Origin of the sequence: Aeromonas sp. SE22 (assembly GCF_038739755.1) — a bacterium.
GTDB classification, from domain to species: domain Bacteria; phylum Pseudomonadota; class Gammaproteobacteria; order Enterobacterales; family Aeromonadaceae; genus Aeromonas; species Aeromonas jandaei.
Map to the genome: position 1 here is coordinate 15097 of NZ_JBCGFD010000004.1, position 20122 is coordinate 35218.

Annotated in this window: 22 protein-coding genes; 19 read left to right on the forward strand and 3 right to left on the reverse strand. The window is 59.1% G+C overall.

The window, feature by feature from the left end:
* Nucleotides 1-27 precede the first annotated feature (27 nt).
* Nucleotides 28-900 (reverse strand): U32 family peptidase, encoded by an 873-nt coding sequence (locus tag AAHA39_RS09525; protein WP_320655913.1) that lies wholly within the window; start codon nucleotides 898-900, stop codon nucleotides 28-30.
* Between the two features lie 13 nt (nucleotides 901-913).
* Nucleotides 914-1909 carry a ubiquinone anaerobic biosynthesis protein UbiU gene (ubiU, locus tag AAHA39_RS09530; RefSeq protein ID WP_041207411.1) on the reverse strand — a complete coding sequence of 332 codons (996 nt, stop codon included), beginning with the start codon at nucleotides 1907-1909 and terminating at the stop codon, nucleotides 914-916.
* Nucleotides 1910-2099: 190 nt separating this feature from the next.
* Here ubiU and ubiT point away from each other — a divergent pair, with 190 nt between their 5' ends.
* A complete protein-coding gene (gene ubiT / locus AAHA39_RS09535) occupies nucleotides 2100-2633 on the forward strand; it encodes a ubiquinone anaerobic biosynthesis accessory factor UbiT (protein WP_201966018.1) in 534 nt (177 codons plus the stop codon).
* Here ubiT and AAHA39_RS09540 read toward each other — a convergent pair.
* Nucleotides 2586-3002, reverse strand: coding sequence for a hypothetical protein (locus tag AAHA39_RS09540; protein WP_201966020.1), 417 nt, complete (start codon nucleotides 3000-3002; stop codon nucleotides 2586-2588). The two genes, ubiT and AAHA39_RS09540, sit on opposite strands and share 48 nt — an antisense overlap.
* 186 nt (nucleotides 3003-3188) lie before the next feature.
* On the opposite strand from AAHA39_RS09540, the gene trmJ reads away from it, so the two are divergent.
* From trmJ to bamB, 18 genes are all read left to right on the forward strand, one after another.
* Complete coding sequence (gene trmJ / locus AAHA39_RS09545; protein WP_320655914.1) at nucleotides 3189-3914, forward strand: tRNA (cytosine(32)/uridine(32)-2'-O)-methyltransferase TrmJ; 726 nt, start codon at nucleotides 3189-3191, stop codon at nucleotides 3912-3914.
* A gap of 92 nt (nucleotides 3915-4006) precedes the next feature.
* On the forward strand, nucleotides 4007-4510 hold the full coding sequence (iscR, locus tag AAHA39_RS09550) for a Fe-S cluster assembly transcriptional regulator IscR (RefSeq protein ID WP_041207415.1): 504 nt from the start codon (nucleotides 4007-4009) through the stop codon (nucleotides 4508-4510).
* 53 nt (nucleotides 4511-4563) lie between these two features.
* Nucleotides 4564-5778: an IscS subfamily cysteine desulfurase gene (locus AAHA39_RS09555; RefSeq protein ID WP_041207416.1), complete on the forward strand. Its 1215-nt coding sequence runs from the start codon at nucleotides 4564-4566 to the stop codon at nucleotides 5776-5778.
* Between the two features lie 37 nt (nucleotides 5779-5815).
* On the forward strand, nucleotides 5816-6199 hold the full coding sequence (gene iscU / locus AAHA39_RS09560) for a Fe-S cluster assembly scaffold IscU (RefSeq protein WP_033114498.1): 384 nt from the start codon (nucleotides 5816-5818) through the stop codon (nucleotides 6197-6199).
* A 15-nt stretch (nucleotides 6200-6214) separates the two neighbouring features.
* Entirely contained in the window at nucleotides 6215-6538 is a 324-nt protein-coding gene (gene iscA, locus AAHA39_RS09565) for an iron-sulfur cluster assembly protein IscA (protein ID WP_041207418.1), read from the forward strand.
* A gap of 9 nt (nucleotides 6539-6547) precedes the next feature.
* A complete protein-coding gene (hscB, locus tag AAHA39_RS09570) occupies nucleotides 6548-7066 on the forward strand; it encodes a co-chaperone HscB (RefSeq protein WP_042033553.1) in 519 nt (172 codons plus the stop codon).
* Between the two features lie 28 nt (nucleotides 7067-7094).
* The gene (gene hscA, locus AAHA39_RS09575; protein WP_320655915.1) at nucleotides 7095-8942 is read left to right on the forward strand and encodes a Fe-S protein assembly chaperone HscA; all 1848 of its coding nucleotides are present in this window, start codon (nucleotides 7095-7097) and stop codon (nucleotides 8940-8942) included.
* 1 nt (nucleotide 8943) lies between these two features.
* The gene (gene fdx / locus AAHA39_RS09580; RefSeq protein ID WP_033114502.1) at nucleotides 8944-9282 is read left to right on the forward strand and encodes an ISC system 2Fe-2S type ferredoxin; all 339 of its coding nucleotides are present in this window, start codon (nucleotides 8944-8946) and stop codon (nucleotides 9280-9282) included.
* 150 nt (nucleotides 9283-9432) lie between these two features.
* Nucleotides 9433-10737 carry an aminopeptidase PepB gene (pepB, locus tag AAHA39_RS09585; RefSeq protein WP_203975862.1) on the forward strand — a complete coding sequence of 435 codons (1305 nt, stop codon included), beginning with the start codon at nucleotides 9433-9435 and terminating at the stop codon, nucleotides 10735-10737.
* Nucleotides 10734-12017 (forward strand): aminopeptidase PepB, encoded by a 1284-nt coding sequence (pepB, locus tag AAHA39_RS09590; protein ID WP_320655916.1) that lies wholly within the window; start codon nucleotides 10734-10736, stop codon nucleotides 12015-12017. The genes pepB (AAHA39_RS09585) and pepB (AAHA39_RS09590) overlap by 4 nt, the downstream gene beginning before the upstream one ends.
* A gap of 267 nt (nucleotides 12018-12284) precedes the next feature.
* Complete coding sequence (ndk, locus tag AAHA39_RS09595; RefSeq protein ID WP_041207423.1) at nucleotides 12285-12713, forward strand: nucleoside-diphosphate kinase; 429 nt, start codon at nucleotides 12285-12287, stop codon at nucleotides 12711-12713.
* Nucleotides 12714-12881: 168 nt separating this feature from the next.
* Nucleotides 12882-13985 (forward strand): bifunctional tRNA (adenosine(37)-C2)-methyltransferase TrmG/ribosomal RNA large subunit methyltransferase RlmN, encoded by a 1104-nt coding sequence (locus AAHA39_RS09600; RefSeq protein ID WP_041207424.1) that lies wholly within the window; start codon nucleotides 12882-12884, stop codon nucleotides 13983-13985.
* 11 nt (nucleotides 13986-13996) lie between these two features.
* Nucleotides 13997-14788 (forward strand): PilW family type IVa pilus biogenesis/stability lipoprotein TapF, encoded by a 792-nt coding sequence (tapF, locus tag AAHA39_RS09605; RefSeq protein WP_104014527.1) that lies wholly within the window; start codon nucleotides 13997-13999, stop codon nucleotides 14786-14788.
* A complete protein-coding gene (rodZ, locus tag AAHA39_RS09610) occupies nucleotides 14778-15743 on the forward strand; it encodes a cytoskeleton protein RodZ (protein WP_320655917.1) in 966 nt (321 codons plus the stop codon). Before tapF ends, rodZ begins: the two co-directional genes overlap by 11 nt.
* A gap of 10 nt (nucleotides 15744-15753) precedes the next feature.
* Nucleotides 15754-16869, forward strand: a complete 1116-nt coding sequence (gene ispG, locus AAHA39_RS09615) for a flavodoxin-dependent (E)-4-hydroxy-3-methylbut-2-enyl-diphosphate synthase (RefSeq protein ID WP_215801449.1) — start codon at nucleotides 15754-15756, stop codon at nucleotides 16867-16869.
* A 138-nt stretch (nucleotides 16870-17007) separates the two neighbouring features.
* On the forward strand, nucleotides 17008-18285 hold the full coding sequence (hisS, locus tag AAHA39_RS09620) for a histidine--tRNA ligase (protein ID WP_104014529.1): 1278 nt from the start codon (nucleotides 17008-17010) through the stop codon (nucleotides 18283-18285).
* A 3-nt stretch (nucleotides 18286-18288) separates the two neighbouring features.
* Nucleotides 18289-18939: a YfgM family protein gene (locus tag AAHA39_RS09625; RefSeq protein ID WP_041207428.1), complete on the forward strand. Its 651-nt coding sequence runs from the start codon at nucleotides 18289-18291 to the stop codon at nucleotides 18937-18939.
* Complete coding sequence (gene bamB / locus AAHA39_RS09630; RefSeq protein WP_033114512.1) at nucleotides 18932-20116, forward strand: outer membrane protein assembly factor BamB; 1185 nt, start codon at nucleotides 18932-18934, stop codon at nucleotides 20114-20116. The genes AAHA39_RS09625 and bamB overlap by 8 nt, the downstream gene beginning before the upstream one ends.
* Nucleotides 20117-20122 lie beyond the last annotated feature (6 nt).

A 20122-nucleotide genomic window follows, 5' to 3' on the forward strand; every position in this document is an offset into this window, starting at 1 on the left:
GCCTTTTTGTTTTTGCGTGGTTTGCGTTTATTCCACCAGGCTCATGCCGGGGATCTGGCGCCAGTAGCCGTTGCACTCGCTCCCTTTGTACAGGGGGAGGGGCGCGTCACCTTGCTGGTTGGCCTTGAAGCGAGCCAGCATCTCCAGGGTCTCCATCCCTTGCGGAGAGAGTCGCACCACATCCACCAGACCTGCCATCCCGGCCAGATCGTTACCCAGGTTGTAGCAGTAACCGGACTGGGTCTGGATACCGTTGAGGTTGAAGACGCGCTGCCCCTCGCGGCTGTTTGCCAGTCGCCCGGTAGGGTAGTTGATACAGGCGAGTTCGCAGTTGTCTTTCGGCTTGTCGAGAGAGCGGGCGGTAAAGCAGCGTGCCGAGTAGGCGAGCGGCAGGTGGCCGTAGGCGAACACCTCCACTTCGAACTGCTGGCGCGTCGCCCCCAGATCCTGCTCAAGCTGTACCAGCCAGTCCCGTGAAAGCTCCACCGGCATGACCCAGCGCTTCATCCCCTGTTTGATCAGCATGCGCAACACATCGGCATTGTAGGCGTTGATGGCCGGGCCACAGACAAATGGAAGGTTCGCTTCATGGGCAAGCTGGACTGTGCCCAAATCGTTGGCTTCGACCATCAGATCGCCATTGTCGACCAGCCGTTTCACCTCTTTCAGCTCGGAGGGGGCAGAGATGAGCGCCAGCGTCGATAGCACCACCTGCTTGCCGGAGCTCGCCACTTCGCGGGCGAGGGAGATCCAGTCATCGACTTTCAGTTCGCGTCGCTTGCTGCAGACGGTTTCCCCGAGATAGACGATATCTGCTTCGCTTTGGGCTGCGGCGCGGTAAAAGGCTTCGGTATCGGCTTTGGGCCAGTAGAAGAGCAGGGGCCCGAGAGAGAATTTCATGGATAGGGGCTCCTTATTGCCACTGACGATGATAGGCGCCAAGGGTAGTCTGGCTACCTTCGGAAACACGGGCGAGTTGGGCATCCCATTCGGCTTTGACCTGATAGGCTTCGGGATTGGCTTGATAGGCGTCGATGGCGGCGCGCCAGACCCGGGTTACTTGCTCCACGTAGGCAGGGCTGCGCTGACGACCTTCGATCTTGACCGACTGGATACCGGTCTGGAACAGCTCGGGCAAGAGACCCAGGGTATTGAGACTGGTGGGCTCCTCCAGCGCGTGGTAGGTCTGGCCATCCACTTCGAAACGCCCCTTGCACAGGGTCGGGTAGCCGGCATTCTCACCGGGGCCGTAGCGGTCGATCAGCACCTCGTTGAGCCGTGATTCGAGGCCGTTCGGGGTCTCTTCCCAGCGCACGAATTTGGCCGGCGAGCAGGCGCCGACGGTATTGGGGCTCTCGCCAGTCATGTAGGAGGAGAGGTAGCAGCGTCCCTCGGCCATGATGCAGAGACTGCCAAAGGCAAACACTTCAAGGCCGACATCGGTCTCGCGGGCCAGCTGTTTCACCTGATGCATGGAGAGCACCCGTGGCAGCACCACCCGTTTGACATTGAACTGCTGCTGATAGAAGCGGATGGCGGCAGCATTGGTGGCGCTGGCCTGCACCGAGACATGCAGCTCCATGTCGGGATAACGGCGGCTGGCATAATCGAGCACGGCAAGATCGGCGATGATGAGAGCATCGGCACCGAGAGCCACCCCGCGGTCGACCGCCTGCTTCCAGCGGGCATCGGCGCCAGGATGGGCGAAGGTATTGATGGCGATATGAAGTTTGCGATCATGCTGATGCACATAATCTACCGCCTTCTCCAGCTTGCTGTCGGTAAAGTTGAGACCGGCAAAGTGGCGGGCATTGGTGTCATCCTTGAAACCGATATAAACGGCATCGGCCCCGTTATCCACGGCGGTTTTCAGAGCCGGCAAACTGCCTGCCGGACAGAGTAATTCCATTGGTACGCTCCGAGAGTGCATATGAAGGGCAAACGAGCCCTGATTGTATGCACCGCCGCCCCTTGGCTTTTTGACCTGAGGCAGCTTTGTGTGGCTTTCCCCATCTTGACCCAACTCTGCACAAGTTTGATTTCCAACAGGATCTTGCCGGCATCCCTGTGTTTGAATGCGCAAAACAAAGGAGTCCATCGTGTTTCAACAACTGCAACGTCGCCTGGTCGAGCAGGCGCCCCGTCTCTTGCGTCATCCGCTCAAGCTGGTTCCCTTCAATCTGCAGAAGCAGCTGATGGAGAGCTTGCTGGCACGGGTATTCAAGGAGGCCATCGCGGATGGCGATTTCGAGTTCCTGGCAGACAAGTGGCTGAAAGTAGAGGTCACCGATCTGGAGCTCTGCTGGTATATCAGTGAGCAGAGCGGTCAACTGGTCGTGGCAAAAAGCTGCGAGCAGGCCGATGTCTGTTTTAGCGGCACTGCCAACGATCTGATCCTGATTGCCGGTCGCAAGGAGGATCCGGACGCGCTCTTCTTCCAGCGCAAGCTGAAGATTGAAGGGGATACCGAGTTGGGACTGGAAGTGAAAAACCTGATGGACAGCCTGGACATCGATGGGCTGCCAGTGCTGATGAAGTACCCCCTGATGGATCTGGCCACCTTTATCGAGCAGGCTCGCACTGAATCAGCGCAGACTCCGGTTCATACGGCGGCGGGCGGGATCCCGTCGTAAGTGAATCGTCACGCCGTGGGCATGGTGGCGGTAACGGTGCCGTGCCCAAAGGCAGTGACAAGCCCACAGACAAGGCACCAGTGCCAGCAGGGCTTGTGGCGCAGGCAGCTGCGCCATGGCCAGTCCCAGCGCGAGCCAGACAAAGGGCTGGGCTTCATAAAGCCATTCCGGTTGCAGCCAGCGTTTGGCTGGAAAGATGATGAGGTCGGTGCGCCGGTAGCTGGAGCGCATCATCCAGGTAACCGCTCCTGCGATATATAAGAGTGCACCTGCAAACCAGAGTAGGGGCTGGTTACCGAGGGTGATAATGGCAGTGGCCGCCAGCAGATAGAGGCTGGGCAATTTCTCGTAGATAAACGGAGGCAACATAGCCGGATCTCTCCCGTGAACAATTCCACATATCCATTAAGTCTAGTTTTTCCTCTTCCTTGCCTCATGCCGGTTTGTTATACCAACGTCCGCTTTTGTTCTGAAATGGGATGCCTTTAACGGTGCCAAAATAACGCTCTCTTATGTTATAATTGCGCGCCATTTTTGACTGAAGATTGATAGGGCATGTTGGATCAGATTCGTATCGTTTTGGTTAATACCTCTCATACCGGCAACATGGGTTCTGCGGCGCGCGCCATGAAGACCATGGGGCTCACCCAAATGGTACTGGTTGATCCGCAAGCTTTACCGGATGGCAACGCCAACGCCCTTGCCGCAGGTGCTAGCGACATTCTGGCCAATGCCCGTATCGTCCCGACCCTCGATGAAGCCATCGCTGACTGTGGTCTGGTGATTGGCACCAGCGCACGCTCCCGCACTCTGAGCTGGCCTATGCTCGATCCCCGCGAAGCGGGCAAGATGGCGGTAGCAGAAGGGATGAAGCATCCTGTTGCGCTGGTTTTTGGTCGCGAGCGGACCGGCCTGACCAACGACGAGCTGCAGAAGTGCCACTACCATGTGGCCATTCCGGCCAACCCCGAATACAGCTCCCTCAACCTGGCCATGGCGGTACAGACCCTCTGCTACGAAGTGCGGATGCACTGGTTGCAGGGGCAGGAAGAGGTTGCTGAAGAGACGGCTCCGGATTACCCCAGTGCCGAACAGCTGGAGGGGTTTTACCAGCATCTGGAGCAGACGCTGCTAAAGACAGGCTTCATTACCGACGACCATCCGGGGCAGGTGATGAACAAGTTGCGCCGCCTGTTCAACCGGGCTCGTCCGGAGTCGGTAGAACTCAATATTCTGCGGGGCATTCTTACCTCGGTGCAAAAGACGAGACCGCAGGGATAAACCCGACTGGATTACTCAACCATATACTTGACTGATTTGGTCGGGTATGTGACCATGTGCCCATTGAATTGGTTCGCAAGACGGTAAGGCACATGAGACTGACTTCAAAAGGACGTTACGCTGTAACCGCCATGCTCGACGTGGCGCTGCATGCAGAGCAGGGGCCTGTTCCCCTCGCCGATATTTCCGAGCGCCAGGGCATCTCCTTGTCCTATCTCGAGCAGCTGTTTGCCCGCCTGCGCAAACATGGCCTGGTGAGCAGCGTGCGCGGTCCCGGTGGCGGTTATCGCCTCGGGTTGGCCCCTGACGAGATTTCGGTCGGCCAGGTGATCACTGCGGTTGACGAGTCGGTGGATGCCACCAAGTGCCTCGGCAAAGGGGGCTGTCATGGTGGTACCCAGTGCCTGACCCACTCCCTGTGGCGTGATCTGAGCGAGCGGATCTCCAGTTTCCTCGGCGAGATCACCCTGGCCGAGCTGGTTCGCCAGGCCGATGTACGCCGGATTGCCGGCAAGCAAGATGAACAGATGAAAAGCGTGTTGTCCCTGATTGAACGGGCAGAACACGGCGATGTGAGCTTGAAAGTCCAACTATAAACGTGCTTTCCACAGCGGGATTCTGTATGACCCGAACTGTGACGGAGAAAAACATGAAACTGCCTATTTACCTTGATTATTCGGCAACCTGTCCGGTGGACCCGCGTGTCGCAGAAAAAATGATGCAGTGTCTCACCATGGATGGCCTGTTTGGCAATCCGGCTTCCCGTTCTCACCGTTTCGGCTGGCAGGCCGAAGAGGCGGTAGATCTGGCCCGTAATCAAGTGGCAGAGCTTATTGGTGCTGACCCGCGCGAGATCGTCTTTACCTCCGGTGCGACCGAGTCTGACAACCTGGCAATCAAGGGTGTTGCTCACTTCTATGCCAGCAAAGGCAAGCACATCATCACCTCCAAAACCGAACACAAAGCAGTGCTCGACACCTGTCGTCAGCTGGAGCGTGAAGGCTTCGAGGTGACCTATCTCGAGCCAATGCCCAATGGTCTCTTCACTCTCGAGATGATTGAGAACGCCATGCGTGACGACACCATTCTGGTCAGCATGATGCACGTGAACAACGAGATCGGCGTGATTCAGGACATCAAAGGGCTGGGCGAGCTGTGCCGCTCCCGCAAGATCCTGCTGCACGTCGATGCCGCCCAGAGCGTGGGCAAGGTAGAAATCGACGTTGAAGCGATGAAGATTGACCTGCTCTCTCTCTCTGCCCACAAGATCTACGGTCCGAAAGGGATTGGTGCGCTCTACGTACGCCGCAAGCCGCGCGTACGTATCGAAGCCCAGATGCACGGTGGCGGTCACGAGCGCGGCATGCGTTCCGGCACCCTGCCGACTCACCAGATCGTCGGCATGGGTGAAGCCTTCCGTATCGCCAAGGAAGAGATGGCAAGCGAGCACGAGCGCGTGATGACACTGCGTCAGCGTCTGTGGGATGGCCTGAAAGATATCGAAGCCGTCTACCTCAACGGTGATCTGGAGCAGCGTGTCTCCGGCAACCTCAACGTCAGCTTCGCCTATGTGGAAGGGGAATCCCTCATCATGGCGCTCAAGGATCTGGCGGTATCTTCCGGTTCTGCCTGTACTTCTGCCAGTCTGGAACCCTCCTACGTGCTGCGTGCGCTTGGTCTGAACGACGAGCTGGCTCACAGCTCCATCCGTTTCAGCATCGGTCGCTTCACCACCGAAGAAGAGATTGACTACGCGGTCAAGCTCATTCGTGACTCTATCGGTCGTCTGCGCGAGATGTCTCCGCTGTGGGAGATGTACAAGGATGGCGTTGATCTGAACACGGTCGAATGGGCTCATCACTGATCACTTCAGTGAGCAACAGAATTAGCAGGAGTTAGATATGGCTTACAGTGAAAAAGTAATCGACCACTACGAAAATCCGCGCAACGTCGGTGGTTTTGACAAAAATGATCCCAGCGTTGCAACCGGCATGGTGGGTGCACCTGCCTGTGGCGACGTGATGAAGCTGCAGCTGAAGATCAGTGAAGAGGGCATCATCGAAGATGCCAAGTTCAAAACCTATGGCTGCGGTTCTGCCATCGCCTCCAGCTCCCTGGTGACCGAATGGGTCAAGGGCAAGACGCTGGACGAAGCGGCTGGCATCAAGAACACCGACATCGCCGAAGAGCTGGCTCTGCCGCCGGTGAAGATCCACTGCTCCATTCTGGCCGAGGATGCCATCAAGGCCGCCATCGCCGATTACAAGCAGAAGAAAGGTCTCTAAGCGCCGGAGAGCAGTATGGCTATTACCATGACAGATGCCGCCGCGGCACGGGTTTCCTCTTTTCTGACCAACCGGGGCAAGGGCATTGGCCTGCGCCTCGGCGTCAAGACCACCGGCTGCTCGGGCCTTGCCTATGTGCTCGAGTTTGTCGATGAGCTGACCGGAGAAGATCAGGTATTCGAGCAGCAGGGCGTCAAGATTATTGTCGATGCCAAGAGCCTCATCCATCTGGATGGCACCGAGCTGGATTTCGTCAAAGAGGGGCTCAACGAGGGCTTCAAATTCAACAACCCCAACGCCAAAGGCGAGTGTGGTTGTGGCGAAAGCTTCAGTGTCTAAGAGGATTGCATGAACCATTTCGAGCTGTTTGGGCTGGTTGAAGGCTTCGAGCTCGATACCCGGCAGCTGGCCGACACCTACCGTCAGCTGCAGACCCAGTTTCATCCCGATCGTTTCGCCACTGCTCCCGAGCGGGAGCAGCTGGCAGCGGTACAGCGTGCCGCCCAGATCAACGACGCATTCACCACCCTCAAGGCGCCGCTGCGCCGTGCCGAATATCTGCTCTCTCTGCGTGGCACCGATATTCGCGGCGAACAGCAAACCCTGCAAGACACGGCTTTTCTGATGCAGCAGCTTGAATGGCGCGAGCGTCTGGCCGATCTGAAAGGTGACGCTGACCCTGAGCGCGCCATCAAGGATTTTCGCAGCGAGATCAGGCATGATCACCAGCTGTTGATGCAGCAGCTGACCGACTCGCTTGCCACTGGCAACGATCCTGTCGCCGCCGACTGCGTTCGCAAACTCAAGTTTGTCGACAAGCTCCTCGAAGAGCTGGAACGATTCGAAGACTCGCTCCTCGAGTCTTGATCCTTTAACGCTGGAAGTCTCATTACCCATGGCATTACTGCAAATCGCCGAACCCGGCCAGAGCGCTGTTCCCCATCAGCATAAACGTGCCGTCGGCATCGATCTCGGTACCACCAATTCTCTCGTCGCTGCAGTGCGCAGCGGTCAGGCCGCCACGCTCAGTGATGAACAGGGGCGCGACCTGCTCCCCTCTGTCGTTCACTATCAGGCGGATGCAATCCGGGTGGGCTTCGATGCCAAGCGTGAAGCGGCGCTCGACCCGCACAATACCATCGTCTCGGTCAAACGGATGATGGGCAAGGCGCTGGCCGATATTGATACCCGCCAGCAGCCTTATCAATTCGTGGCAGCCGACAACGGCATGCCGCAGTTGCAGACCCGTCAGGGGCTGGTCAACCCGATGCAAGTCTCGGCCGAGGTCCTCAAAAAATTGGCCGAGCGCGGCGCCCAGACCTTGGGTGGCGATCTCGATGGTGTGGTCATCACAGTGCCCGCCTATTTTGATGATGCCCAGCGTCAGGGTACCAAGGATGCGGCCCGTCTGGCCGGTCTGCACGTGCTGCGTCTGCTCAACGAGCCGACCGCCGCAGCCATCGCCTATGGCCTCGACTCCGGTCAGGAAGGGGTTATCGCTGTCTATGACCTGGGTGGCGGCACCTTCGATATCTCAATTTTGCGTCTGCACCGCGGTGTATTCGAAGTGATGGCGACCGGCGGTGATTCCGCCCTCGGTGGCGATGATTTCGATCACCTGCTGGCTGACTGGATTAAAGAAAAAGCCGGTTTGGCCGGCGAGCTGGATGCCCGTCTGCAGCGCGAGCTGCTGGATGTGGCTGCCGCCGTCAAACATGGTCTGACCGATGCCGACAGTGTTCCCTGCACCTTTGCCGGCTGGCAGGGCTCGGTGAGCCGCAGCCAGTTTGATGAGCTCATCGCGCCGCTGGTGAAACGCACTCTACTGGCTTGCCGCCGCGCCCTGCGCGATGCGGGTCTCGAGCAGGTGGAAGTGCTGGAGGTGGTGATGGTGGGGGGCTCCACCCGGGTGCCGCTGGTGCGTGAGATGGTAGGCGAGTTCTTTGGTCGCACGCCGCTCACCAGTATCGATCCCGACAAGGTGGTGGCCATCGGCGCTGCCGTTCAGGCCGATATTCTGGTGGGCAACAAGCCAGATGCCGAGATGCTGCTGCTGGACGTCATCCCGCTCTCCCTGGGTCTTGAGACCATGGGGGGGCTCGCTGAGAAGGTGATCCCGCGCAATACCACCATACCAGTGGCCCGCGCTCAGGAGTTCACCACCTTCAAGGATGGTCAGACTGCGATGGCCATCCACGTGGTGCAGGGTGAGCGCGAGCTGGTGGCGGATTGCCGATCTTTGGCCCGTTTTACCCTGACCGGCATTCCGCCGATGGCCGCCGGTGCCGCCCATATTCGCGTCACTTTCCAGGTGGATGCGGATGGTCTGCTATCGGTCAGCGCCATGGAGAAATCCTCCGGCGTGCAGGCCGAGATCCAGGTCAAGCCCTCTTACGGGCTGGCAGAGGAGGATATCCTCAACATGCTGAGCGCCTCCATCGAGAATGCTCAGCAGGATATGGATGCCCGCATGCTGGCAGAACAGCAGGTCGAGGCCGACCGGGTGGTCGAGAGCCTGAATGCCGCGCTGGCTGCTGATGGCGATGCACTGCTCAATGCGGCAGAGCGCGCCGAAATCGACGGCGCCATCGCCCATCTGCTGGCCATGCGTCAGGCGGGGAGTACCAACCAAATCAAAGAAGCCATCGAGGCGGCGGATGCTGCCAGTGGTGAGTTTGCAGCCCGCCGGATGGATGCTTCCATTCGCAAGGTGCTGACCGGACAAAACGTCAACAAGGTGTAATATGCCAAAACTGATCATTCTTCCTCATCCCGTGCTCTGTCCGGATGGCGCTGCCCTCGAAGGCGAGAGCGGCGAGACCATTCTGGATGTGGCGCTGCGCAACGGCATCGAGATCGAGCATGCCTGTGAGAAGTCCTGTGCCTGCACTACCTGCCATTGTGTGGTGCGCGAAGGCTTCGACTCGCTCGAGCCAAGTGACGAGCTGGAAGACGACATGCTGGACAAGGCGTGGGGGTTGGAGCCGGAATCGCGCCTCAGCTGCCAGGCAAAACTGGCGGACGAAGATCTGGTGGTGGAACTGCCCAAGTACACCCTGAACCTCGCCTCTGAACGCCATTAATTACACACAAGTGAATTGCACGTGCAGCATCCATCGGTGCTTCAGTGATATGGTGAAGGCCGTGACCCCTTTGGGGCACGGCCTTTTTTGTATTCGTTCTTACCTGTTTGCGCATTAAAACAGTGCCAGTAAAAAAGGAAGCAAGAGAAGATGGCTGACATGATGAAGGTAGGGTTGTCCACCCAGGCTGCGGCCGCTCACTGGGGCGAGGGTGCCCTGCTCAGTTTCAATGGCGATGAAGCCACTATTCACCTCGGCGCTCTCTCTGTTGAGAAAGAGGTGCTGCGCGCTGTGCAGCGTGCTGCCCGTCGTCTCGAGTCGAGCGGGCTCAAGCGGGTTGCGCTGGCCGGTGAAGGTTGGGATCTGGAACGTCGCTACGCGTTCGCCCAGGGTTTCTACGCCGCCAAGGGAGCCCGTGAACTGGATTTCGGCCAGCAGAGCGACGCGGATGCCCGCGAGCTGGATGGCTTGCTCAAGGCGACCCGCTGGGTACGCGAGATCACCAATGGCACCCCGGAGGAGATCTACCCCATGAGTCTGGCGGAGTCGGCGCTGCTGCTGATCCGCGGTCTGGCTGGCGACAAGGTGACCGCCCGCATCACGGCCGGTGAAGCGCTGCGCGAGTCGGGCCATATCGGGATCTGGTCGGTGGGCCGTGGCAGCGAGCGCGAGCCTGTGCTGCTGGAGCTTGATTACAACCCGACCGGTGATCGCAACGCCCCGGTCGTTGCAGCGCTGGTGGGCAAGGGGATCACTTTTGACTCCGGTGGCTACTCCATGAAGTCCTCTGACAACATGCTGCCGATGAAGTCCGATATGGGCGGTGCCGCCATGGTGACCGGTGCGCTGGCACTGGCCATCAGCCGCGGTTTGAACCAGCGGGTGAAGTTGATCCTCTGCTGCGCCGAGAACCTGGTCTCGGGCCACGCCTTCAAGCTGGGCGACATTCTCACCTATAAGAACGGCATTTCGGTCGAGATCCAGAATACCGATGCCGAAGGGCGTCTGGTGCTGGCCGATGGCCTGATGGTGGCCTCTGACAGTGGCGCGGCCTATATCCTCGATGCTGCCACTCTGACCGGTGCGGCCAAGATGGCGCTGGGTCGCGACTACAATGCGGTGTTCGCCCTCGATGAATCCGAGCAGGCCCGCACACTGGCCGCTGCCAAAGCGGAAAACGAGCAGGCCTGGGCGCTGCCGCTGGAGCCCTGGCATGCTGGCCAGCTCACCTCGGCCTTTGCCGATCTGGGTAACGTAGCTTCGGCTGAAGGGACTGCTGGTGCCACTACGGCAGCGGCCTTCCTCTCCCGCTTTGTGCGCGATGAGGGTAAGGGCTGGGTACACCTGGATCTGGCCGCTTCTTACCAGAAAGCGGGCAACGATCTGTGGGCAACCGGTGCCAAGGGCCATGGCCTGCGTACCATCGCCCGCTGGCTGCAGGAGGTGAGCGCATGAACGTCTGGTTGAGCCGGGAATTGGCCCCTGCCGAGTGGGGGGAGGGGGCGCTGCTCTCGCACCGCGCCGATGGCATGGTGATCCATCTGACAACGACCCATGCCTTGCTGGATATCCAGCAAGCGGCGCGTCGTCTCTGCCAGCAGGGGATCCAGAAGGTGACGCTGGCTGGCCACTGGGAGCGCGAACAGCAGTGGGCCTTTGCCCAGGGCTTGCAAACCCCCAAGGCCGAGGTGCAATTGCAGTGGGCCATGTCCTCGGAAGAGGACAGAGAGGAGCTGGAAGCACGCTGGCTTTGTGGCCGCTGGGTGCGGGAGATGACCAATGCCACGCCGGAGCAGCTGGGGCCGCTGGAGCTGGCGGTTGAAGCCGCCTCCTTTATTACCGAGCTGGCACCGGACAAGGTGAGCCATCGCATTCTCAAGGGTGAAGCGCTGCAACAGGCGGGTTGGGTCGGCCTCTATCAGGTCGGCCGTGGCAGCGAGCGCGAGCCGGTGCTGCTGGAGCTCGACTTCAATCCGGGGCGGGATCCCAAGGCGCCGGTGGCGGCGGCTCTGGTGGGCAAGGGGATCACCTTTGACTCAGGTGGCTACTCCATGAAGAGCTCCGAGGGGATGCTCACCATGAAATGTGACATGGGCGGCGCCGCCATTGTGACCGGCGCATTGGCGCTGGCCATGCTGCGCGGGCTCGACAAGCGGGTGAAGCTCATCCTTTGCTGCGCCGAGAACCTGGTCTCCGGTCACGCCTACAAGTTGGGGGACATCCTCACCTACAAGAACGGCACCACGGTCGAGATCGTCAACACCGATGCTGAGGGGCGGCTGGTGCTGGCGGACGGCCTGCAGCTGGCTAGCGAGTCCGGTGCACCGCTGATCATCGATGCCGCAACCCTGACCGGTGCGGCAGTGATGGCGCTGGGTGGACGTTACAACGCCCTGTTCGGTCTCGACAAGGGGCTGGTGAGCCGGGCCATGGCGTATGCCGATGCAGAGCAGGAACCGGCCTGGCCGTTGCCGCTGGAGCCCTGGCACCGCCAGCAGTGTCCTTCCCACTATGCCGACACGGCCAACAGCCGTCCGGTCAAGGGGGGCGGACCGGGTGGCGCCTCCAATGCTGCGGGTTTCCTCTCCCGTTTCGTCGGCAATGAGGGGGAGGGGTGGCTTCACATCGATCTGGCTGCCTGCTTCAGTGACAACGGCGACAGCCTGTGGGCACCAGGGGCCAATACCCTGGGGATGCGTACCATAGCGCGCACGCTGCTGGCAGAAGTACTTTAAGCATGACAAGGCACCTTCGGGTGCCTTTTTAGTGATGGTTGAATAGTGAGCAAAAGATGTCGTTTTGCTGGCTTAAGGAGACTATCGTGCGCAAGCGCACATATTTTCCCGCTCAGCCCGGTCAAGATGAGTATGAATGTTGAATGCAGGGGAGTGATGTTTAATAAAAAGTTGCTTGTTTGTGTGTTTTTCCGGTTTTTGTTTACGTATAATCGCCAGCGAACATGGATTCTAACAATAAAACACTGTAGTTAAGGAAAGATATCAATGGCCATCGAACGTACCTTCTCTATCGTCAAGCCGGATGCTGTCAGCAAGAACCTGATCGGTGCCATCTATAGCCGCTTCGAAAGCGCAGGCTTGAAGGTGGTGGCATCCAAAATGCTGCGGATGAGCAGCGAGCAGGCAGCCGGTTTCTATGCCGAACATCAGGGCAAGCCTTTTTATGACGCACTGGTCAGCTTCATGACTTCCGGCCCCGTTATGGTACAGGTGCTGGAAGGGGAAGATGCCATCCGTCGCAACCGTGAAATCATGGGCGCAACCAACCCGAAAGAGGCGCTGGCCGGTACCCTGCGTGCCTGCTACGCCGAGAGCATCGATCGCAACGCCGTGCACGGCTCCGATGCACCGGCTTCCGCTGCCCGTGAAATTGCTTACTTCTTCTCTGACAACGAGATCTGCCCGCGCGGCTGATTTTCGTGGATGATGACCCAAGGGAGCCTCGGCTCCCTTTGTTGTTTTGGTCGTTCTGCCAATATCCCTCTATTCTCCAGGTGGAAAGCCGCACCCATAATTTGTACAATGCCGCCCCCTGACATCGTCAGCCAATAATTGATTGAAGTGTTTGAACCGAGGCCATTGATGAGCGAAACAAAAATCAACCTGCTGGATCTTGATCGGGATGCCATGCGTGCCTTCTTCGTCGAACTGGGCGAGAAGCCATTCCGGGCAGATCAGGTCATGAAGTGGATCTATCACTTTGGTTGTGATGATTTCGATCAGATGACCAACGTCAACAAGGTGCTCAAGGAGCGCCTGAAAGAGATCGCCGAGATCAAGGCGCCCGAGATCAGCCGCGAGCAGCGCTCTTCCGATGGCACCATCAAGTGGGCGCTGCAGGTGGGCGATCAGGAAGTAGAGACTGTCTACATCCCGGAAGATGACCGCGCGACCCTCTGCGTCTCCTCCCAGGTTGGCTGTGCGCTGGAGTGCAAGTTCTGCTCCACGGCTCAGCAAGGCTTCAACCGCAACCTCAAAGTCTCCGAAATTATCGGTCAGGTGTGGCGTGCGGCCCGTGTCGTGGGTGGCAAGCGCCCCATCACCAACGTGGTGATGATGGGGATGGGTGAGCCGCTGCTCAACCTCGCCAACGTGGTGCCGGCCATGCGCCTGATGATGGATGACTACGGCTTTGGCATCTCCAAGCGTCGCGTCACCATCTCCACCTCCGGTGTGGTGCCGGCGCTCGACATGCTGGGCGACCAGATCGACGTGGCGCTGGCCATCTCTCTGCACGCACCGAACGACAAGTTGCGCTCCGAGATCATGCCGATTAACGACAAATACAACATCGAGGCTTTCCTCGCTGCGGTTCGTCGCTATCTGGGCAAATCCAATGCCAACGGTGGTCGGGTGACCGTCGAGTATGTGCTGCTCGATCATATCAATGACGATATGCAGCATGCTCACGAGCTGGCCAAGGTACTCAAGGATACTCCGAGCAAGATCAACCTGATCCCCTTCAACCCCTTCCCGGGCAACCCCTACGGCAAGCCGAGCAACAGCCGTATCGACCGCTTCTCCAAGGTGCTGATGGAGTACGGTTTCACCGTGATCGTTCGCAAGACCCGTGGTGATGATATCGATGCCGCTTGCGGCCAGCTGGTGGGTGACGTGATTGACCGCACCAAGCGCACCATCAAAAATCGGATGCAACAGGATGGGATTTCCGTCAAAATGGTTTAATTGCTAAGCCATTGTATAGACAGGGAATGGATACACGTACATTGATGGTAGTGGCAGCGCTCAGTGCGCTGCCAGGTTGTGTGACCGAGACCACTTACGCTGGCCAGAATTCCACCCAGCGTGAGTCGGGGCCCGATCTGAAGGCGGCGGCCCAGACCCGCATCGATCTCGGTATTCAATATCTGCAGCAGGGCAATGCCGAACAGGCCAAGTTCAATCTTGATCGTGCCCTCAAATATGACCCCTCCAATCCAGCGGTTCAGATCGGCTTCGCCTATTTCTATCAACAGGTCGGTGATTTCAAGGCGGCAGAGACCAGCTACAAGAACGCCCTGGCCATGGATCCGTCCAATGCTGACGCAATGAACAACTATGGTGCCTTTTTGTGTGACCGCGGCCGCTATGACGAGGCTGACAAGGCGTTCAACCAGGCTGTTATTCAACCAGGCTACGTGAAAATTGCCGATACCTATGAAAATGCGGCACTTTGCGCCCAGCAAAATCATAGAAATGATAAAGCAAGCGAGTACTATCGCCTGGCCTTGGGGTATAATCCCCGCAACCCAAGGTTATTGCTGGACTTGGCCGAGCTTTCCATGAAAGATGGCAAGCTGCCTGATGTGCAGTCCTACCTCGCCCGTTTTGCAGAAGTGTCAGACGAGAACGAGGACAGTCTCTGGTTGAGATTGCGGCTGGCACAGGCAATGGACAAACCGGCATTACTCCACCAATTCGGGAATGAGCTGGTAAGGCAATATCCCACTTCGCAACAAGCCAAGCGTTATTTAGCCAATGACTACTGAACAGCAACACGATTTTCAAGACGACACCCAGGCAGTTGGCCCAGGCCAGCTGCTGCGCAACGCCCGTGAACAGCTCGGCTGGACACGAGAACAGGTTGCGTCCCGCATTCACCTTCGTCTGACCCTGATTGCCGCTATCGAATCGGATACGTACGACAAGCATACGTCTCATACCTTTATCCGGGGCTATCTGCGCACCTACGCCAAGCTGGTGGGGATCCCGGAGGAGACCATTCTTGCTGCCTACGACAAGCTGGGGCTGACGCCGCCCGACAATATCGACATGCAGAGCTTCTCGCGCCGCTCCCGTCAGCAGGCAAGCGACAGCCGTCTGAAAGTCGTGACCTGGCTGGTGATCCTGGTGCTGATTGCGCTCTCCGTTACCTGGTGGTGGCAGAGCACGACCCGCCGCTCTGCCGGAGATGAGGCGCTGGCCGCGACCGAAATGAGCACAACCGCAGCGCCAACTGCTGACACCGCAACCGTTGCGGTGGCAAATGATGCAACTGCGCCGGCTCAGGAGGTCTCTGCCGCAGCGGCTACCCTCGTGGCCCCGACTACTGCTGTTTCCGACGCGGCTGCCACCCTGGCTCCAGCTTCTGCTGCCGTGGCGTTGACCGACGCCAGCGGCGCCGTCAGCACGGTGGCCGATGTTGCCGCCTCCGGTGCCACTGCGACCGAATCTGAAGAGACGGTCGTTGATCCGGCAACTGCGCCGCAACTCAAGATGAGCTTTACTGCCGACTGCTGGCTGGATGTGAAGGATGCCAAGGGCAAGACTCTCTTTAGCGGTCTGAAGAAGGCAAATGACGAGCTGGTACTGGAAGGTGCCGAGCCCCTGAAGTTCATCATTGGCGCGCCGATGGCGGTCAAGCTCGACTACAAGGGCAAATCCTTTGATATGAGCCGTTACAACAACGGCCGTACTGCCCGCTTCTCACTGCCGCAGGAGTAATCTGTTCGTCATGTCCGCACACGAATCTCCCATTATTCGTCGTAAATCACGGCAGATCATGGTTGGCAATGTACCGGTAGGGGGCGATGCCCCCATTACGGTGCAGACCATGACCAACACCAAAACCACCGATGTCGCCGCCACTGTCGAGCAGATCCAGCGGATTGAGCGGGTCGGTGCCGATATCGTCCGGGTTTCCGTGCCCACTATGGAAGCGGCTGAAGCCTTCAAGCTGATCAAACAGCAGACTCGTATCCCCATCGTTGCCGATATCCATTTTGACTATCGCATCGCCCTGAAAGTGGCCGAGTATGGCGCTGACTGCCTGCGCATCAATCCGGGCAACATCGGCAACGAGCAGCGTGTACGCTCTGTTGTCGATTGCGCGCGCGACCTCAATATCCCGATCCGTATCGGGGTCAATGGCGGGTCGCTGGAGAAGGATATTCAGGAGAAGTATGGCGAGCCGACCCCGGAGGCTCTGGTAGAGTCCGCCATGCGTCACGTCGAGTATCTCGATCGCCTCGATTTCCAGAACTTCAAGGTGAGCGTCAAGGCGTCCGATGTATTCCTCGCCGTGGGCGCCTATCGCCTGCTGGCCAAGCAGATTGAGCAGCCGCTTCATCTGGGAATCACCGAAGCGGGCGGTTTCCGTGCCGGTGCGGTGAAGTCCTCCATTGGTCTTGGCATGCTGCTGGCTGATGGCATCGGCGACACCCTGCGCATCTCGCTGGCGGCTGATCCGGTAGAGGAGGTGAAGGTCGGTTTCGACATCCTCAAATCCCTGCGGATCCGCTCCCGTGGCATCAATTTCATCGCTTGCCCCTCCTGCTCCCGTCAGGAGTTCGACGTCATTGGCACTGTCAATGCGCTGGAAGAGCGGCTCGAAGACATCATCACCCCGATGGATGTCTCCATCATCGGCTGTGTGGTGAACGGGCCGGGCGAAGCGCTGGTTTCCGATCTCGGTCTTGCCGGTGCGGCCAACAAGAGTGCCTTCTACGAAGGAGGCCAGCGGGTTGACCGGCTCGACAACAAGGATCTCATCCCGACCCTTGAGCGCCGCATTCGTGCCCGCGCCGCCATGCTGGACCCGGTTAACCGGATCATGGTGGACAAGGATTGAACGGACAGGGGCCACTTCGGGTGGCCCTCTTTCCAGGTGACTGATTTTACACCCCGCTTGCGGATTCCCTGATTTTACCTCAGGGGTGAAAATCCCTATAATGCGGCCAAATTTTACCTCTTTTTCTCGAGTATCAACGTGGCAAAACAGATCCAAGCTATTCGCGGTATGAATGATTGCCTGCCGGAGCAGAGCCCGGTATGGCAGAAGGTTGAACAGATCCTGCGCCAGGTCGTTGCCAGCTATGGCTACAGCGAAGTGCGCATGCCGATTGTCGAGCAGACCCATCTGTTCAAGCGCGCCATCGGTGAAGTGACCGACGTGGTCGAAAAAGAGATGTATACCTTTGAAGATCGCAATGGCGACAGCCTGAGCCTGCGTCCGGAAGGGACCGCCAGCTGCGTCCGCGCCGGTATCGAGCACGGCCTGCTCTACAACCAGGAGCGCCGGATGTGGTATATGGGCCCCATGTTCCGTCACGAGCGTCCCCAGAAGGGCCGTTATCGCCAGTTCCACCAGTTTGGTGTCGAGCTGTTTGGCATCAACGGGCCGGATATCGACGCCGAGCTCATCATGCTGACCAACCGCCTGTGGCGCCTGTTCGGTATCAGCGATCATGTGACTCTGCAGCTCAACACCCTGGGTCAGAGCGCCGAGCGTGCCGCTTACCGTGATGCGCTGGTTGCCTATCTGGAGCAGTACAAGGATCAGCTGGATGAAGAGAGCCAGCGCCGCATGTACAGCAACCCGCTGCGAGTGCTCGACTCCAAGGACGAGAAAGTGCAGGCCGTGCTGGTCGGTGCGCCCCGTCTGTTCGACCATCTGGGTGAAGAGAGTCTGGCTCACTTCGAGGGGCTCAAGCGCCTGCTCGACTCTGCCGGCATCAAGTACGAAGTAAACGAACGTCTGGTGCGTGGCCTCGACTATTACAACCTCACCGTATTCGAGTGGGTGACCAACAGCCTGGGTGCCCAGGGCACCGTCTGTGCCGGTGGCCGCTATGACGGTCTGGTGGAGCAACTGGGTGGCCAGCCGACGCCTGCAGTCGGTTTTGCCATGGGTATGGAGCGTCTGGTGCTGATGCTGGAGACCCTTGAGCTCAACGGCGACATTCGCCCGGCGGTTGATGTCTATCTGGCGATGGTGGGCGAGGGGACCGAGCAGGCTGGCTTCCAGCTGGCCGAGCGTCTGCGTGATGCGCTGCCGGATTTGCGCCTGATGAGCCACTGCGGCGGCGGCAACTTCAAGAAACAACTCAAGCGTGCCGACAAGAGTGGCGCGTCTATCGCCCTGATCCTTGGTGAGACCGAGGTGCAAAACGGGGAGATCACTATCAAATATCTGCGTGGTCAGGCCGAGCAACAGACCGTCAAGGTTGACGCCGCCATTGCCCTGCTGGCAGCCAAAGGAGAGTAAGCTGTGGAAGTTTATACCACCGAAGAACAACAGGTTGAGGTTATCAAGGAGTGGTGGAAAGAGAACGGGACTTCGGTGATCGCCGGTACCGTGATCGGTCTGGTCGGCCTGTTTGGCTGGCGCTACTACAACCAGTACCAGCAACAGACCATGGAGGCCTCCTCACACGCCTACAACCAGGTGATTACCCAGCTGGCTAAAGGCGACGCCGCCGGTTTCGAGCAGGCAGCGCAGTTTGTCTCCGCCAACAAGGGCGACTCCTATGGCGAGCTGGCCGCGCTGCAACTGGCTGCTGCCGCCGTCAAGGCCGGCAAGCTGGATCTGGCTGCCGAGCAGCTGACCCAGGTGGCCACCAGCGGTGACGAGAGCATTCGTCCCATCGCTGCACTGCGTCTGGCTCGCGTATTGAACGATCAGGGCAAGGCAGATGACGCGCTGGCCCAGCTTGGCAAGATCAATAGCGACGCCTTCAAGGCCCAGGTGGCCGAAGTGCGCGGTGATATCCTGCAAAAGCAGGGCAAGATTGAGGAGGCTCGCGATGCCTATCAGGCAGCGGCCGATGCCGGCGGCCTGCAGGGTAGCCAGGAGCTCAAGTTGAAGATGGACGATCTGGCCCTGCCGGCCATGACCACGGGTGAGGCACCGGATGCGTAATCTATTCAAAATGGTGGCGCTGGGGGCTGCGGTCTCCTTCGCCCTGCAGGGCTGCTCCCTGTTCAGCTCGGAAGAGGATTTGAACCCCATGGCACCGCTGCCCAAGGTCGAGTCCGCTTTCAGTGCCGATACCGAGTGGTCTTCCACCGTCGGTGACGGCATCGGTGACTTCTACTCCCAGCTCAAGCCGGCAGTGGAAGATGAGCGCATCTATGCCGCTGCACGAGATGGCGATGTTACCGCCTTCGACCGTGCCAGTGGCGATCGTCTCTGGACCGTCGATCTGGCCGACCTGCCGGTTAACGCCGACAAGCGCAGCGCCCGTCTCTCCGGCGGTCTGGTCTCCCGTTACGGCAAGCTGTTCCTCGGCTCCGAGAACGGGGTGGTCTACGCCCTGAACGAAGAGAACGGCGAAGTGCTGTGGCAGACCAATGTGCCCGGCGAAGTGGTCGCCAGCCCTGCGGTTGAAGATGGTCGCGTGGTGGTACTGACCACCTCCGGTCGCCTGATTGCGCTCGATACCGACGAAGGCAAGATGCAGTGGACGCTCTCCGAAGAGCAGCCGCCGCTGACCCTGCGCAGTGCCGGTGCCCCGGTGATCACCAATGGCGCCGTCATCTATGGCCGCGCCGATGGCAAGGTTGGCATCGCGCTGCTGAGCAACGGCCAGCCGGTGCGTCAGTCCAAGGTGGCCGACCCGCGCGGTGCTACCGAGCTTGACCGCATGGTGGACGTCGATGCCAGCCCGCTGATTGCCGGTGATGAGCTCTACGCCATCGCCTACAATGGCCAGTTGATGGCGCGCAAGCTGATGAGCGGTGACGAGGTGTGGAAGCGCAAGTATTCCGGCTATCGCGATCTGGCGATCACCGGCAATGCCATCGTGCTGACCGACAGTCGCAGCCACCTGTTTGCCATCGACCGTCGCAATGGTCTGGAGCTGTGGTCCAACACCCAGCTGGAGAATCGTACCGTCACTGCACCTGTCATCTTCGGTGACTATGTGGTGGTGGGTGATGTGGAAGGATACCTGTACTGGCTTGATCGTACCGACGGTACCATCAAGGCGATGCAGCAGCTCGACAGCAGTGGTCTGTATGCCGCCCCACTTGTGGATGGCGATACCCTGTATGTGCAGAGCCGTGGCGGCAAGCTGTACGCGCTAAAGCGTCCTTGATCGTCC